This window comes from Longimicrobium sp., assembly GCA_036387335.1.
GTDB lineage: Bacteria > Gemmatimonadota > Gemmatimonadetes > Longimicrobiales > Longimicrobiaceae > Longimicrobium.
Genome location: DASVTZ010000048.1, coordinates 1 through 15,203 on the forward strand (window position 1 = coordinate 1; position 15,203 = coordinate 15,203).

Consider the following 15,203-nt stretch of genomic DNA (forward strand, 5'->3'; position numbering starts at 1 on the left):
AGGGGCAGCCCCGCGTGGCTGCCCGTGCCCGCCCCCGCACCACCCTGCGCGGCCGACGCGGATGCACGCGAACTGCCCCTCCCCCGGCATTCGGGGGAGGGGCAGCGAAGCAACGAGCGGGGAGGAGGCCCTTAGAACGGAAGCCCGAGCTTCACGTACGCCTTCCAGCCGTCCTCACCGCGGGCGGCGATGATGGTGCCCGTGTAGGCGCGGTCCAGCATCGAGAAGTACAGGCCGCCGCCGTAGGTGGGGTGCCAGCCGCCGTCGGAACGGCCGTCGAAGTACACGCGGCCCGCGTCGGCAAGGACGATGGCGCCCAGGTTGCCGCGCGTCACCGCCAGGTTGGCCGTGCCCAGCGAGGCCCGCAGCTCCGCGTTGCCCCACACCGCGGCGTCACCGGCGAAGCGGTTGCGGGAGAAGCCGCGCAGCGACTCGCCGCCGCCCAGGAAGGCCGCTTCCTGCACCGGGAACTCGCCCCACACCCGCTCGCCGCCGGCACGCATCGCCAGCACGGTGCCGCGCGCCACCGGCAGGTACCCGGCGCCCTCGCCGCGCGCCCGGCCAAAGCCGCCCACGTCGCCGCTCATCCCGCGGTGCCCCTCGGCCGTCACCCGCGCCCAGCCGCCGCGCGTGGGGAAGGCCGCCGCGTCGCGCCCGTCCCACTCCATGGTGGAGCGCAGGCCGGCGGTGGTGTAGGCGTCCGTGCCCAGCGGCGCCACGATGAAGAACGGGGTGTCCTCGTCCGCGCTGGCGCTGCGGTAGCGCACCACCGGGCCCACGCCCAGCCGCAGCCCCGAGCCCAGCTCCTTCCCGACCTCCGACTCCAGCGTGACCACCGTCTGGTCCACCAGGTAGCGGTCGCGCGGGCCGTCGTTGGCGGTCTCGTTGCCGTAGCCGTGGAAGCGGAAGGGGTCGATCTGCGAGGCGCGGGCGTGCACCAGGAGCGAGGTGCCGTCGATGCCGCGGCCGATGTGCTGCACGTCGAGCGCGAAGCCGGTCTGCATCGGCGCGAACTCGGCGCGGATCCGCTGGCGCTGCGCGAAGCCCTCGCGGCGGAAGCCGCGGGTCGTCCAGGTCATGGAGCCGCCCACGATGGGGCCGGCGTCCGCCGTGTAGCCCAGGTGCGGGCCGAAGGCGCGGGTGGTGCCGCGGTCCTGCTCCGCCTCAGGGTTGTCGAAGGTGCGGGCGCGGACCGGCTTCGTGTACGACCGCGTGTCCACTCGGGCGCCGGTCCCCGCCTCGATGGCGTTGTTGCCCTCGCTGTCGTGGAACACGGTCCGGCGCCCCGCCTCGGCCGGCGACTCGTCGCGCAGGGTGTCGTCGCCGGCGCCGCCGATGATGCGCACCAGCGGAGTGATGGGGGCCGCGCCGGTCACGATGGCCGCGTCGTCGCCGCCGGCCAGGTGGATGCGGATCTCGCGCGTCTCGCCGTGGGCGAAGCGGCGGCTGAAGGTGGGCTCGCCGCCGGCGCGCGGGGCGATCTTCACCAGCACGGCGCCGTCGGCCATGCGCTCCACCGTCACGCGCTCCGAGGCGTCGGTGGCGTGCACGTCCACCACGTCGGCGAGCTGGCGGTAGAAGGCGTCGGCCACGGCCGGCAGCTGGTCGCGGCGGGCGCGCAGGGTGTGCGCCAGTGTGGCGCCGGCCTGCGAGTAGTGCTCGCCCGGAAGGCGGCGCACCGCCTCGTCGATGGCGTCGTTGGTCAGGCGCGCCTGGAGCGAGCGGACCGTCGCGTCCCACGTCTCCTTGGAGAGCCCGGAGAGAAGCTGCCGGTCGAGGTGCTGCGCGTTGTCGGTGAGGCCGCGCAGCCCCGCCATCGTGCTGTCGAAGGTCACCAGCTTCGGCATCATGCCGCGGCCAAAGGTGGCCACCAGGCCGCCGTGGCGCGAGAAGGCGTTGTCACGGTCGCGGGCGATCGGCGTCCAGACCTGCGTGCCGCCGCGGTCGAAGCGGGCCCAGCGCCACTGGCCGTCGTGGCGGTCCCAGTCACCCATCACCAGGTCGAGCAGGCGGGCGTTGAGGTAGGCCTCGGCGTCCACGCGGTGGGCGGGGCCGCTGGCGAGCGCAGCCAGCATCTCCTCCGTCGCTTCCACGGCAGCGGCGCCGCCGAAGTTGTCGCCCGGCCGCTCCTCGATCGTCCCCAGACGCCCCGCGAACTCGGCGCGGAAGGCGCCCAGCGCCGCGTCGTCCGGCAGCACCACGAGGCGCGGCGGCGCGTGCTGCACCCCGGCGGCCGTCTGCAGGGCGGAGGCGACGAGCACTGCGCCCGGAAGCGCCACGCTCACCTGGTCCTGCACCACGCGGTCCACCATCGTGTTCTTGAGGTGGGGGTGGAGCCCCTGCGTCACGTCCTTGTCCACCGGGCGGAAGACGTACTCCAGCCCGTCCGCGCCGCGGAAGCGGAGCGAGCGGGTGCTGAAGTCGCCGCCGGTGCGGGTGGGGGTCAGGCCGCCGGCGTAGCTCGCCACGTCCAGCACTTCGACGGAAGCGGGCGTCGCCCAGAGGGAGCGGTACCCGGTCCCCAGCACCATCCGCTGCACGCGGCCGGCGCGGTAGGCGGCGCCCGGCACGGCCTCGGTGGTCAGCGTGGCGCGGGGGGCGGGGGAGCTCGTTCCACCGTTTTCCGTCATGGCGATGCTCTGCGCCGCGAGACCGGCGGGAGCGATGGCGGCCAGCAGGCCGAGGCGAGCCGAGCGGGCGAACGAGGTGGGAGACATGGTCCGCGTCCTTTTCGAGGGTCGAGAATGGGGGTGCGGGGTGCACCGGCCGTTCGTGCCCCAAGATTGTTCGGAAGCGCCCGCGCCACACGGGTAGTTTGACCGGGGTCAGATGACCCGGGTCGGGCGACCCCGGTCATTCGACCGATTCAGGAGGGGGTGGTGCGGCGTACTCTTTCGTCACCTCGCGGGCAGGGTGCCCGGTGAGCGCTGACCAACCGCACAACGGAAGCGAACCATGCGAAACTCTTCCTGGACCACACTGGCCTCCGCGGCGCTCCTCCTTTCCGCCGCCGCGTGCACCTCGGAGGGCGACGCCCGCGAGAGCGCCCCGGCCGTCCGCGCCACCGCCAACGTGGTGACGATCACGGCATCCGACTTCGCTTTCCAGGCGCCGGCCAGCATCCCCGCCGGCCTCACCACCATCAACTTGGTCAACCGCGGCCCCGAGCTTCACCACGTGCAGCTCGTCAGGATCGCCGAGGGGCACACGGTGCAGGAGCTGATGGAGGGGATGAAGCACCACGAGGGGCCGCCGCCGCCGTGGGTGAGCTTCGTGGGCGGGCCCAACACGCCGGTGCCGGGCGGCCAGGCGCAGGCGACGGTGGAGCTCGCCCCCGGCAGCTACGCGCTCCTCTGCTTCATCCCCTCGAGCGACGGGGTGCCGCACCTGATGAAGGGGATGGTGAAGCCGCTGACGGTGACGGCCTCCTCCAACCAGGCGCCCGCCGCGGCGCCGGACGCGCGGATCACGCTGCGCGACTACTCGTACGAGGTCACGCCGGGGATCGCGGCGGGCAAGCGCACCATCCGCGTGGAGAACGCCGCCGCGCAGCCGCACGAGCTGATCCTGGTGCGCCTGGCGCCCGGCAAGAGCGCCGCCGACATGGTCGCGTGGCTGGAGAAGATGCAGGGGCCCCCTCCGGGCGCGCCGGTGGGCGGTGCCACCCTGCTCAGCCACGGCGCCTCCAACGACGTGACCGCCGACTTCACGGCCGGCGAGTACGCGCTCCTCTGCATGGTCCCCGACGCGGGCGACGGCAAGCCGCACGTGGCGCACGGAATGGTGCAGCAGATCACGGTTCGCTGAACATCGAACCACGTGGGCGGCCAACGACGGCCGCCCCGGCACACACGAGAAGGTTCGGAGAGCTGGCCCGCGCGAGCCAGCCAGCCACCGAAACGGCGAAGCCCCGGGAGAGCATCCCCGGGGCTTCGTTCATCGTGGCGGTGCGGAAGGCTATTGCTGCTGCGCTGACACCGCGCCGTCGAAGGCTTCCACGCAGAGGCGGCTGTTGAGGGCGGGGACCCCCGCCCGGCCGCACGCGCGCCGAAAGGAGGTGCGGTTCTCGATTCCCAGGTAGTGCTCCACCTCGCAGCGCTTGACGCCTTCCTGTCGCAGCAGGATCCACGTGGCGCAGCGCAGCGCCGTGAAGAGGTGCTCGGCGCGTGAGAATCCGGTGGAGCGCACCAGCTCCTGCGCACCCTCGCGCGAGAGCGGGGCGAGCGCGCGGCGCAGGTCCGTGAGGCGCGTCATCCGCGCGGGGTCAGCCAGGAATGCCGCCACCAGGCGGCGCGGCACCCGGTTCAGACGCGCGATGTGCAGGATCTGCTCGGCCACACACTCCGCGTCGCTTCCGCTGGTGGCCGAGACCACGGCGCGCAGCAGCGAGGTGGGGGTCAGCCCTTCCAGCTGCAGCGTGCTCGTGTGGAGGCTCTGGATGCGCAGCACCGCCCGGTCCGTGAGCTGCGCTCCGCTCAGGAGCACCACCACGGGGCCGGGAACCTCCGCCGGAACGTCCGAGGCGAGGCGCGAGCCCAGGCAGTACACCGCGCCCGGGGGCCCGGCGAGCAGGTCCGGCACGCGCGGGGGGAATATGCGGTACGGAAAGCACAGCGCGTCCAGGCCGGCGGCGACACGGCGGACGGCCTGAGGCTCCTCGGCCGCGATGATGGCGCGGATGACGCCGGAGGTTTGCGGGGCGGTTGCGGGCACTGCGGAACTCCTTCCAGAAAGCCGAAAGGTTTCGAATCTCCAGACCGCCCGCCGGGCGCCACCCTCAGAGAGATCGGGCGGAGTTGCGGCGCACGGTGAACTGACCTGCGGGATCAGGGCACGCGGGGTACCGGGTGGCCGCCGCGACCGATCGCGGGGTTCCCGTAGGTGCATGGAAAAACCGGCCGGAAGCCGCCGGCGTGCCGTCGCACGCCCGCGGACCCGTTCAAGCTCAGGCGCGCTTCTCCAGCACGCCCGCCATCGAATCGTACGCGTAGATCCGTTCCAGGCCGCCTACCGCCTCCTCGAGGTCTCCATCGGAGATCTCGAGCGCGGCCAGGAGCTCATCGGACTGCTGCTGCGGCGGTTGAGGCGGCGCCGCGGTGCGCGCCGGGCCCGGAGCCCAGCCACGCAAAAGGTTGAAGATGGACACGGCGCTTCCTCTTGGAGGAGGGTGGATCACCACGGCGCGGGGGGCGGCGACGGCGGCGGATCGTCCTCGCCGCCGGCGGCGGCGTCCAGCTGGTCGTCGTCCAGCTCCACCTGGCCGTTCTCCAGGTCCGGGAGCACGATCAGGGTGTCCACGTCCGCGGGCTTCTCGATGAAGCGCAGCCGGTGCGACGAGGGGAGCCGCACGCCGAATGCGTCATAGATCGCCTGCTCCGGCTGGGTGAGAAGACGCTTGCGGAACACCTCGTCGGTGGCGGCGCGAAGCGATGCATCCCGCAACAGTCTGTCGTTGCCTGGATCGGACATGATGACACTCACTGCAAGGGGTGAGGAGCCAGGAACCCACGCGAACAACGTGCAATACACATGCCCGATACAGGCGCAAAACACCTACGTTGGAGGGCCTAACACGAGCTTAATTCGCTCTCCTCGGCACGTTTCAGGTCGCATGCGGAGAGGCATGGGTCATGCTGGGCTGCGCCATGCCGGTTTTACGGCGCACCGCCTGCCTCCATTCCGCCAGCAGGTATCCCTTCGCCTCCGGTACGCGCCCGGGTTCATGCACCAGCTTGATGCAATTGAGCCGGCGGAGCATCACACTTTGCCACAATTCGTGGCGAAGCGTGGCGACGGTATGACCGGACCATTGCGTGAGCCCCGCGCGGCGTTGCGGCGCGCAGAGCCCGAGCGCCACCAGATGGTCGAGGAAGCCGGTTTCCACTACCGTTCCGCGAAGCTGCTCGGGGCGGCGCAGCGTGTACTCCACGCCCACGCGCGGAAGGACTTCGCCGTCCAGGTCCAGGTGCGCCATCCCAACCTCCGGCGCCTCCCCCGCCGCGGCGACGCGGGCCAGGAGCTCTTCCAGCTCGTGCGCGGCGCCGCGCCACCCCGCCCGCCCCAGCACCGAGGGGAGCGCGCCCGCCCCCACGCCGGCCAGGTAGAGGCGCACCGGCTGCACCGCGCGTCCCAGCATGAAGCCCAGGTAGGGGATGCGCGCGCCGGCCGGGCGCTCCGCGATCGCGCGCTGCAGGGTCCGCCGCGTGTCCGCCGAGCCGGGGCCCAGCAGCGCCATCAGCCGGCCCACGAATCCCTCCCACTCGCCCGCGGTGAAGGAGCGGACCACGCGCTCGTCCGTGGAGACGAAGACGGAGGGCTCCGGGACGGCCGGGCCGCCGGGCGCGAGGTCGAACTCCAGCCAGAGGTTGGCGACCGCGCGGCGCAGCCCCGGCTCGTCGGTCCACGCGGCGCAGAAGCGCGCGATCCGCGCCCACACGGGCGACGAGGCCAGCGGCTCCGGCAGGCGGATGCGGGGGTTGCGGCCGGCCAGGATCTCGCGCCCCGCCTCCTCCACCCGTACGATCCAGTCCACCGGCGCGGGCTCCGCGCGCAGGCGGCACTCCAGGTAGAAGGCCTGCGGAAGCGCCGCGGGAAGGTGGCCGCCGAGGGTGCGCACCGCCCGCCACGCCTCCGCGTCCACCAGGCCGGTGGGGACGGCGTCCCGCACCACCTCCATCGTGTCCGCCACCGTGTACTTCATCGCGCTCCCGTGGCGTGTGCCCGCCCGTCCCGAGCCCTTTCCGACACCTCCCGGAGACCCGCCCCGTGACCCCAGCAGCGCTCGCCGCCGACCTGCGGCGCATCGTCCGCGGCACCGTGACCGACGCCGGGGAGGAGCTGGAAGCCCGCTCCTCCGACTACGGCCGCGTGGTCCGGCGCCGTGCCGCCGTCATCGTGCGTCCCACCGACTCCGGGGATGTCGCGAGCGTGGTGCGTTTCGCCGCGCGGCACGGCGTGGCCGTGACGACACAGGCCGCGGGGCACACGCAGGCGGGGCAGTCGCTTTCCGACGGCGGCGTGCTGCTGGACATGCACGGCTTCGGCGCGGTGGAGGAGGTGGACCCCGCGCGCGCACTGGCGACGGTGGGCGCGGGGGTCGTGTGGCGCGACCTGGTGGACCGGACGCTGGATCACGGCCTCGTCCCGCCCGTGCTGACCAACAACCTCTTCACCACCGTGGGCGGCACCGCCGCGGTGGGCGGCGTGGGCTACTCGTCGTTCCGCCACGGGGTGCAGCTGGACAACCACACCGCCCTGGAGGTGGTCACCGGCACGGGCGACGTCGTGTGGTGCTCGGCGGAGGAGAACCCCGACCTCTTTCTGCACGCGCTGGGCGGGCTGGGGCAGTTCGGCGTGGTCACCCGCGCGCGACACCGGCTGCGCCGCCCCGGCACGGAGGTGTCCAGCTCCACCCTCCTTTACGCCGACCCGCAGGAGCTGCTGGACGACGCGCGGCTGCTGGCCGGGGCCGGCGCGGCGGAGCACCTTCGCGGGTGGGCGGCGCACCGCGGCGGGCGCTGGATCTACGCCCTGTCGCTGGACTGCGAGGATGCATCCGCCCCGCTGCCGCACGGGCTCCGCTTCGTGCGCCGCGGCGGGGAGCGCCGCCAGCCCTACCGCGACTTCGTGCTGGCGAACTCCACGCTCGGGCGGCCCGGCTGGAGCCGCGACCGCGCCACCGTAGCGCCCGGGGTGGACGTGATCCTTCCGCGCGAGGCGGGGGGCGCGTTCATCGCCGAGGTGCTGGAGTGGTTTCCGCCCGGCCTGCGCGCCGCCTCCACCATCCTGATGCTCCTGTTGGACCGGGCGTCGCTCACGCGCCCCATGTTCGTGACGCCGGACGCGGAGTCGCTGGTCCTCTTCACCATCGAGCCGGAGGCGGGCGCCGCCGAAAGCGACGCGGTGATCGGACTGCTGGAGCGGATCGACGCGCGCGGCCGCGAGCTGGGCGGCAAGCGCTACGTGCCGGGGTGGCTGCGCTACGGGCCACGGGAGTGGCGCGAGCATTTTGGCAGCCGCTGGCCGCAAGTGGTCCGCATGAAGGAGCGCTTCGACCCGGCGCGCGTCCTCGTCTCCGGCGGCGTACACTTCGCGGACGGCGGATGATCCCTTTCCGCCACACTCCCGCGCGGTCCCGGAGACGGCGGGCCGGGAGTGGTGCACTCCGCATCCTTCTCCTGTATGATGTACGGCGCGGGCAAAAGGTTGTCTTTCGCCTTCCGGCGCCGCGCCCCCAACGCATTGTAATCTGCGGAGGCCCATTGAAAAAGGTTTATCTTTTCGCGGCACTTGCCGTCGCGGGCGGCGCGTGCTCGGCGCCCGCCCGCTCCCCCGCGCCGGCGCCCGTGGCCGGCGCCGCGGCGTGCGTGCGCGACGTGGATTCGGCGGCGGCGGTGGTGCGGCACGACTACGCCGGCTTCGCGGACAAGGCGCGCGGAAAGGAGGGCGCCCTGGCGGCGCTCACCGACAGCGTCCGCGCCGACGCGCGCGCCGCGGCGGATGCGGAGGCGTGCACCGCCGCCCTGCGGCGCTGGGCCGGCTTTTTCGGCGACCGGCACATGTCCGTGCTCGCCTCCGCGCCGGCCCAGCGCCCCGCCGCCCCGGGGCCGCCCGCGCCGCCGGAGGGTCCCTCGGTGCGCTACCCGGACGACAGCACGGCGGTGCTGCGGCTTCCGGACTTCGGGCAGCGCCACAAGCCTGCGATCGACTCGGTGGTGGCGGCGCACCGGGCGCGCATCCTGGCCAGGCCGTACCTGGTGGTGGACGTGCGGGGGAACGGCGGCGGCTGGACCGATTCGTACGCATCCGTCCTGCCGCTCCTCTACACCGGCCCCATCCGCGTCCCCGGGATCTCCGTGTGGGCTTCGGCCGGGAACACGGAGTACCTGCGCGGCATGTCCACCTCGCCCAACCTGCCGGAGGCGATCCGGACGCGGATGGCCGCCCTGGTACCCGCGATGGAGGCGAACCGGGGCGGCTTCGTGCCGATCGACGCGGATCGCGAGATCCGCTTCGACACGGTGCATCCCCTTCCGCGCGCCGTCGCGGTGCTGGTGGACCGCCGCTGCGCCAGCTCGTGCGAGCAGTTCGCGCTGGACGTGCGCCAGAGCCGCAAGGTGGTTCTGCTGGGCGCCGAGAACACGCGCGGCATGCTGGACTACGGCAACCTGCGGACGGTGGCGCTTCCTTCGGGCGAGCGGCGCATCCAGTTTCCCGTGGCGCGCTCTCATCGCCTCCCCGCGGAGCCGCTGGACGCGACGGGCGTAGCTCCCGCGGTGCGCGTTCCGCCGGGCGCGGACGCGGTGGAGTTCGCGCGGAGGTACCTGGCGGGGGCGCGGTAGAGGAGCGAGCCCCCACCCGGCCCCCTCCCCCGCTCGTTCCTCGCGGCCCCTCCCCCAAAACAGCCTGGGGGAGGGGCGTTTCGCGTGTGTCAGTCCGATAATCGGAGACCGCGAGGTGGCTGGTCTCCGGTGGTGAGGCATTCAGTTCAGCCGCGCCAGGATGCGGGGCGCGCCTTCGTCGCTCGCGAGCTCTTCCAGGGTGCAGCAGGCGAGGGCGGACATCAGGCGCGCGCGGCCGGCAGGGGTGCGGGCGGCGGCGGGGAGCGCGGAGTCGGCGGTCTCCAGGTTGAGCGCGGCGCGGCGTACCAGCGACTGGAGCACCGTGACGGCGGCCTCCGACAGCGAGTACGGCGCGCAGTAGTTCTCCAGGCGGCCGCCGGCGCGGTAGGCGGTGGGGTGCTCCAGGCCCATGAAGCGGAGGAACCAGTCCGCCCTGAAGCGGCCCGCCGCGGTGGAGATGCCGGCGTAGTCGGCGATCACCTCGTCCAGCAGGCGGCTGCGCATGGAGCCGAAGACGCGGCGCGTGAAGTAGTGCGCGCACTCGTGCTCCAGCCGGATCACGCGCGAGACGTCGAGCCACTCCTCCTCGCCCAGCCCCATCTCCGCCGCGCCCACGCCGCTGTACGGGCCGCGGCTGAGGAGGACGAAGCGGTCCTGGTACAGCTCCTTTCGGTCGCGCATCCGCTGGAACGCCTCCGGCCAGGGAAGGCCGCGGCACTCCTCCATCTCGCCGCGCTCGTGGGCCGCGCGCAGGCGCGCCACCCGGTCCCAGTTGACGTAGCCGGCCACCATCGCCGCGCCCTGCGACGGCGGGATGTAGGCCGGCTCGTTGCGCCGGGTGAGGGCGCGCACCACCGCCACGAAGTCGGGCCGGTGCTCCACCAGCACCACCGGAATGCGCCCCGCCGCCGTCGGATGCAGAAAGAGCCGGATGCGCTCCGGCGCCTCCAGCTCCAGCCCGGGCACGTCCGCCGGGGGCGCGATGCCGCGGCGGGTGGCCGCGGTGTACTCCGGCGTCGCGCTGATCCCCTCCGCGATGGGAAAGCGGAGCTGGACGAGGCGGTCGCGGAGGGCGGCGGCCGGGGCGGTGGCGTACTCCTCCCACACGGCCACGAAGGGCTCGTCCGGCAACGGGAGCGGACCCGCGGCGCCAGCGGCGAACTCGCTCTCGTTGTAGGCGAGCACTTCGGCCGCCGTGCCCGCGTCGGCGCCGTGGGCGCGCAGCACCTCCAGGCGCGCGGCGGCCTCCACGGTCAGCGCGGCGCCGCGGTCTCGTCCAGGTGGTGGAACGCGCCGTTCCTCACCACCACCTTGCGGATCGGCATGTCCACCAGGCTCCCGCTCTGGTCGAAGGTGAACTTCCCCGTCACCCCCTCCCAGCCGCGCGTGCCGTGGAGGGCCTCCGCCACCTTGTCCGGCGAGGAGGTGCCGGCGGTGCGCATGGCGTTGGCCAGCACGTTCACGGCGTCGTAGCCCAGCGCCGCGCCCGCGTCCGGATCCTTTTGGTAGCGCGCGCGGAAGGCGGAGGTGAAGCGGCGCACCGGCGGCGACGGCGCGTCGGTGTGGAAGGGGCTGGCGATCACCGTCCCCTCGGCGGCGGCCCCGGCGGTGCGCACGTAGGTGGGCGTGGCGAGGGCGTCGCTTCCCAGGATGGCCGCGTTCATCCCGCGGCGGCGCAGCTCGGTCACCAGCACTGCGGCCTGCTCGCTCTGCCCGGCGATGAAGACGGCGTCCGGGTTCAGGTCCTTCCACCCCTCCACCGTCTGCTGCACGTCGCTGAGGTTGTGGGAGAGGCTGGGATCGTACGACTGGCGGTCCAGCACGCGCACCTTCTGCGCGGCGGCGCGCTCCTCGAAGGCGTTGGCCAGCCCGCGCCCGTACTCGTCGCGCGCGTAGTAGACCACCACCCGCTGGTAGCCCCGCTGCACCGCGTAGTCGGCCATCTGCTTCCCCACGTCCACGTCCGAGAAGATGGTGCGGAAGACGCGGCGGTATCCGCGCGCGGTCAGCTCCGAGGTGGTGGCGGTGGAGGAGACGAGGAGGAGGCCGGAGAGGTCGTAGATGGCGGCGGCGGGCACCGTGACGTACGACTGCAGGTGGCCGATGACCGCCACCACGTCCGGGTTCTTGCCGAACTCCTGCGCGATGAGGCGCCCCTTCTCCACGTCCTCGCCGTCGTCGGCGCGCAGGATGCGGATGCGGCGGCCGTTGATCCCCCCCTTGCCGTTGATCTCGGACTCGGCGAGCTCGATGCCCTGCCAGTAGAGCACGTCCTTGTGTGCTTCCCAGGGCCACGCGGCCCCGATCACGATCTCGCCGCGCCCGCTGGCCGCGCGCTTGAGGCGCTCGGCGGAGGGGTCTCCCGCGCCCCCGCACGACGCCAGCGACACGAGCGCCAGCAGGCAGAGGATGGGGCGGATGGGTTGCGTGCGGTGCATGGGACTCCGTGGGAGGGAAGTGCGTTAGTGCGTTAGTGCGTTAGTGCGTTTACGAGTGCAAAGTGCCAAGTGCAAAGTGCCAAGTGCCAAGTGCCGAACCGCGGGCGCCCCCCGCTTTTTGTCATCCTGAGCGAAGCGCCTCTCAGGCCCAGCCCGTGCTCCGACCTCCGGCGCGAAGCGAAGGATCTACTGCGCGTGACGCGGGGCCCGTACGCGACCCACCATGCTCTTGCCTCACCGGCTAGATCCTTCGCTCGCCGCCGGAGTGAAGGTGCGCCGCACGCATCGCGGAGGCGGCTCTCTCAGGATGACAGGACGTGAGTGAACGGCGATCCCGCCGGCCGCCGTCTACCCCCAGCGCACTCACGCACTAACGCACTCACGCACTTTCCGGTCAGACCAGCTGCCGGCGCGCGAGCTCGGCGAACAGTCCGTCGCGGGCGAAGAGCTCGTCGTAGGTGCCGTGCTCCGCCACGCTGCCGTTCTGGATCACGTAGATGCGGTCGGCGTTGCGGATGGTGCTCAGGCGGTGCGCCACCACCACGCGCGTCACCTTGAGCGTGTCCAGGCTGTGGCTCACGATCTCCTGCGTGCGGTTGTCGAGCGCGCTGGTGGCTTCGTCGAAGAAGAGGATGCGCGGGCGGTGCACCAGGGCCCGCGCGATCATCAGGCGCTGCCGCTGCCCGCCGGACAGGGTGCCGCCGCCCGTGTTGATGACGGTGTACATCCCCATCGGCATCTGCTTGATGTCCTCGTCCAGACCCGCCATGCGCGCCGCCTCCCACGCATCGTCCATGGTGGCGGTGGTGGGACCGGTGATGTTGGTGAAGATGTCGCCCGACATCAGCCCCGAGTTCTGCACCACCACGCCGATCTGCCGCCGCACGGCAAGCAGGTCCAGCCCGCTCAGCTCCTGCTCGTCGAACGTGACCGAGCCCGTTTCCGGCGTCTCGAAGCCGAGCAGCATGCGCACGATGGTCGACTTGCCGGAGCCCGACGAGCCCACCAGCGCCACGAACTCGCCCGGCTGCACGCGGATCGACACGTCCTGGAGGACGGTGGGGCCGTCGCCGTGGTAGCGGAAGGTGACGTGCTGCAGCTCCACCGCGCCGGAAAGCTCGCCGGGGTCGTGCTTGCCCGCGTGCACCTCCGGGGTGGCGCGCAGGATGGGGGCGACCTGCTCGAACAGGGGGATGACGACCAGCGCCCCGATCAGCGCGGTGCTGCTGGAGAGCATGGCGCCCAGCGAGAAGTTGAACGCCGCCACGAAGGCCAGGAAGTCGCCCGTGGCGAGCGCATCGGGGACCGGCGCGCCGCCCGCCCCAGGTCCGCCGGGTCCGGCCGGCGCGGCGGACCAGAAGAGGACCAGCGTGGCCAGCACCGGGAAGGCCGCGTTGAACACCGAAAGGAGGTTGCCCAGCGTGCGCGCCCGGTACTGCTGCACGCGCTGGTCGCTGAAGAGCCGCGCCCACAGCGCGAACGCCTGTGGCTCCGCGCCCACCAGCCGCAGCTTGGAGAGCCCGGTGAGCAGCTGCAGGACGAGGCCTGAGTTCTTGGCGCGCAGCTGCAGGATGGCGCGCTGGCTGCGGAGCTGCGCGTAGCTCACCACCCCCGTGGTGAGCACCGCCAGGGCGATGAGGAAGGCCGCCAGCTTCGCCAGGTGCGGGCTGTAGTAGAAGAGGAGCCCGAAGTTGGCGAGCGAGAAGAGCCCGCCCAGCAGCACGGTGACCACCGCGCCGGAGAGGATGCGCCGCATCTCCTCGATCGCCATGGCGCGGTCCGCCAGGTCGCCCGCCGCGTAGTCGCGAAAGAACGGCAGGGGGAGCGAGAGGAGCCGGTCCAGCACCGCCGCCTGCAGGCGCGGCCCCACCTTGCTCTCGATGCGCAGCAGCGCGAAGCCGCGCGCCACCTGGAAGAGGACCGAGGCGAGCGCCGCGATCACCAGCCCGATGGTGAGCTGAAGGAGCTGCGCGCGGTCGGCGCCGGGAATGACCACGTCGTACAGCATCCCGATCGCCATGGGCGTCACCAGCCCCAGCAGGGCGACCCCGGCGCCCGCCAGGATGGCCGTGGTGCGGTCGCGCCGGATGTTGTGCTGGCCGAAGCGCCACAGATCGCGCGCGTTCAGCGGGTCGGGCGCAAAGGGCGAGTACAGCGTGAAGGCGAAGTGCCCGATCGTCTCCGCCACCTTGTCGTCCACGCGCGTCTCGGTGCGCGCGAAAGGGTCCACCAGGTTGTAGCCGCCGTCCGGAAGGGGAAAGAGCGCCACCGCGCGCGACCGCTCCGCCAGCCGCCCCAGGAGGGGGCCGTTGTCGCGCTTCCACCACTCGCCGCGCAGCGTGACGCGGCGGGTGCGCACCCGGTACGCGCGCGCCACCGCCTGGATGGGGTCGCTGGACTGGAGGAGCTCGTGCCCCCTGGGAAGGTGCCCCACCTCGATCCCCTCCGCCGCGGCGACCAGGCGGAAGGCGGCGAGGAGCGACTCCTCCTCCTTCTCGTCGCCGGTGGGGCGGGCGCGGAGCAGGGCGCGCTTCACCGGCTTCTGCATGGTGAGGGCGAGGCGCGCCACGGCCGAGGTCATGGCGTCCTGGCTGGCCTTCTTCTGCTTGCGCGCCCGCTCGCGCTGCTCGTGCTCGGCCGCCACCAGCCGGTCGGCCACGCGCTCCAGCACGCGAAGCTGAAGGTGGTCGAGGGCGTCCCACGCGGCGGCGGGGTCCCATCCGTCCTCGCCGGAGAGGAGCTCTTCGGTGCTCACCAGGCGCAGGGTGGCGGGGCCGGCCGCCTGCACCCACGCGCGCCGGGTGATGGGGAGGAGCTCGCCCTCGCCGAGCGCCACTTCGGCGCCGCCGGCCAGCGACACGCTCCCCGCGGTGGGCTGGATCCACGAGAGCTGCGGGGTGGGGCGCACGCAGGCGCCGGCCTCCACTTCCAGCATCGAACCCGGGTCGAGCGTGCGGTGGCGGGGGATGCGCCCTTCCAGCGCGAGCGTGTCGTACAGCCGCTCCACCCACCCGTGCAGCGCCTTCGCAAGCCGCGGGCGCGCGGCGGCGTCGGGGGCGCGGTCGCGGTAGGGCGCCAGGTCCACCTCCAGCAGCGTGGTTCCCGGCGCGCCCACGCCCAGCAGCGCCATTCCCGCGGCCTCGCCGGTGCCCACCATGGACTCGCCGGCTGCCACGCGGAAGAGGTGGGTGCGGCTCCCGGAGGGCTCGCCTCCCTCCATGCGCGTGGCGAAGACGTCGATCCGCCCCGTCTGTACGAGCCAGGCGCGCCCGTGCTCCAGCAGGAGCGGATGGGCGTTGGTGGCCTCGCGCACCGCCGTGCCGGCGGCGGCCCTCTGGAGCGGCGTTGAGTTGCTCATCTGGCCTTTGTGGTGCGTGGTGCGGGGGGCCCTCACCCCCGCTCGTTCCTCGCTGCCCCCTCTCCC

The 15,203-nt window shown here is 72.9% G+C and carries 11 protein-coding genes; 3 read left to right on the plus strand and 8 right to left on the minus strand.

Going from position 1 to position 15,203, the window contains the following annotated elements:
- Positions 1–131: 131 nt before the first annotated feature.
- Positions 132–2,717 carry a BamA/TamA family outer membrane protein gene (locus tag VF647_04440; GenBank protein ID HEX8451322.1) on the minus strand — a complete coding sequence of 862 codons (2,586 nt, stop codon included), beginning with the start codon at positions 2,715–2,717 and terminating at the stop codon, positions 132–134.
- A 238-nt stretch (positions 2,718–2,955) separates the two neighbouring features.
- On the opposite strand from VF647_04440, the gene VF647_04445 reads away from it, so the two are divergent.
- Positions 2,956–3,807, plus strand: a complete 852-nt coding sequence (locus VF647_04445; protein HEX8451323.1) for a hypothetical protein — start codon at positions 2,956–2,958, stop codon at positions 3,805–3,807.
- Positions 3,808–3,957: 150 nt separating this feature from the next.
- Here the strand turns inward: VF647_04445 and VF647_04450 are convergent, their stop codons facing one another.
- The 4 genes from VF647_04450 to VF647_04465 form a co-directional block, all read right to left on the minus strand.
- Positions 3,958–4,713, minus strand: a complete 756-nt coding sequence (locus tag VF647_04450; GenBank protein ID HEX8451324.1) for a hypothetical protein — start codon at positions 4,711–4,713, stop codon at positions 3,958–3,960.
- A 232-nt stretch (positions 4,714–4,945) separates the two neighbouring features.
- On the minus strand, positions 4,946–5,146 hold the full coding sequence (locus tag VF647_04455) for a hypothetical protein (GenBank protein HEX8451325.1): 201 nt from the start codon (positions 5,144–5,146) through the stop codon (positions 4,946–4,948).
- Positions 5,147–5,172: 26 nt separating this feature from the next.
- On the minus strand, positions 5,173–5,469 hold the full coding sequence (locus tag VF647_04460; GenBank protein ID HEX8451326.1) for a hypothetical protein: 297 nt from the start codon (positions 5,467–5,469) through the stop codon (positions 5,173–5,175).
- Positions 5,470–5,602: 133 nt separating this feature from the next.
- Positions 5,603–6,700, minus strand: coding sequence for a hypothetical protein (locus tag VF647_04465; GenBank protein ID HEX8451327.1), 1,098 nt, complete (start codon positions 6,698–6,700; stop codon positions 5,603–5,605).
- A gap of 65 nt (positions 6,701–6,765) precedes the next feature.
- Between VF647_04465 and VF647_04470 the strand changes: the two genes are divergently transcribed.
- Positions 6,766–8,106 (plus strand): FAD-binding protein, encoded by a 1,341-nt coding sequence (locus VF647_04470; GenBank protein HEX8451328.1) that lies wholly within the window; start codon positions 6,766–6,768, stop codon positions 8,104–8,106.
- A gap of 155 nt (positions 8,107–8,261) precedes the next feature.
- A complete protein-coding gene (locus tag VF647_04475; protein ID HEX8451329.1) occupies positions 8,262–9,341 on the plus strand; it encodes a S41 family peptidase in 1,080 nt (359 codons plus the stop codon).
- A gap of 141 nt (positions 9,342–9,482) precedes the next feature.
- Here the strand turns inward: VF647_04475 and VF647_04480 are convergent, their stop codons facing one another.
- The 3 genes from VF647_04480 to VF647_04490 form a co-directional block, all read right to left on the minus strand.
- On the minus strand, positions 9,483–10,592 hold the full coding sequence (locus VF647_04480) for a hypothetical protein (GenBank protein HEX8451330.1): 1,110 nt from the start codon (positions 10,590–10,592) through the stop codon (positions 9,483–9,485).
- A gap of 2 nt (positions 10,593–10,594) precedes the next feature.
- Positions 10,595–11,779: a penicillin-binding protein activator gene (locus VF647_04485; GenBank protein HEX8451331.1), complete on the minus strand. Its 1,185-nt coding sequence runs from the start codon at positions 11,777–11,779 to the stop codon at positions 10,595–10,597.
- 394 nt (positions 11,780–12,173) lie between these two features.
- On the minus strand, positions 12,174–15,137 hold the full coding sequence (locus VF647_04490) for an NHLP bacteriocin export ABC transporter permease/ATPase subunit (GenBank protein HEX8451332.1): 2,964 nt from the start codon (positions 15,135–15,137) through the stop codon (positions 12,174–12,176).
- Positions 15,138–15,203 lie beyond the last annotated feature (66 nt).

What these genes read in the sequence shown, in the direction of transcription:
- VF647_04440 (HEX8451322.1), bottom strand. Translation starts at nt 2,717, where the DNA reads ATGTCTCCCACCTCGTTCGCCCGCTCGGCTCGCCTCGGCCTGCTGGCC.
- VF647_04445 (HEX8451323.1), top strand. Translation starts at nt 2,956, where the DNA reads ATGCGAAACTCTTCCTGGACCACACTGGCCTCCGCGGCGCTCCTCCTT.
- VF647_04460 (HEX8451326.1), bottom strand. Translation starts at nt 5,469, where the DNA reads ATGTCCGATCCAGGCAACGACAGACTGTTGCGGGATGCATCGCTTCGC.
- VF647_04465 (HEX8451327.1), bottom strand. Translation starts at nt 6,700, where the DNA reads ATGAAGTACACGGTGGCGGACACGATGGAGGTGGTGCGGGACGCCGTC.
- VF647_04485 (HEX8451331.1), bottom strand. Translation starts at nt 11,779, where the DNA reads ATGCACCGCACGCAACCCATCCGCCCCATCCTCTGCCTGCTGGCGCTC.
- VF647_04490 (HEX8451332.1), bottom strand. Translation starts at nt 15,137, where the DNA reads ATGAGCAACTCAACGCCGCTCCAGAGGGCCGCCGCCGGCACGGCGGTG.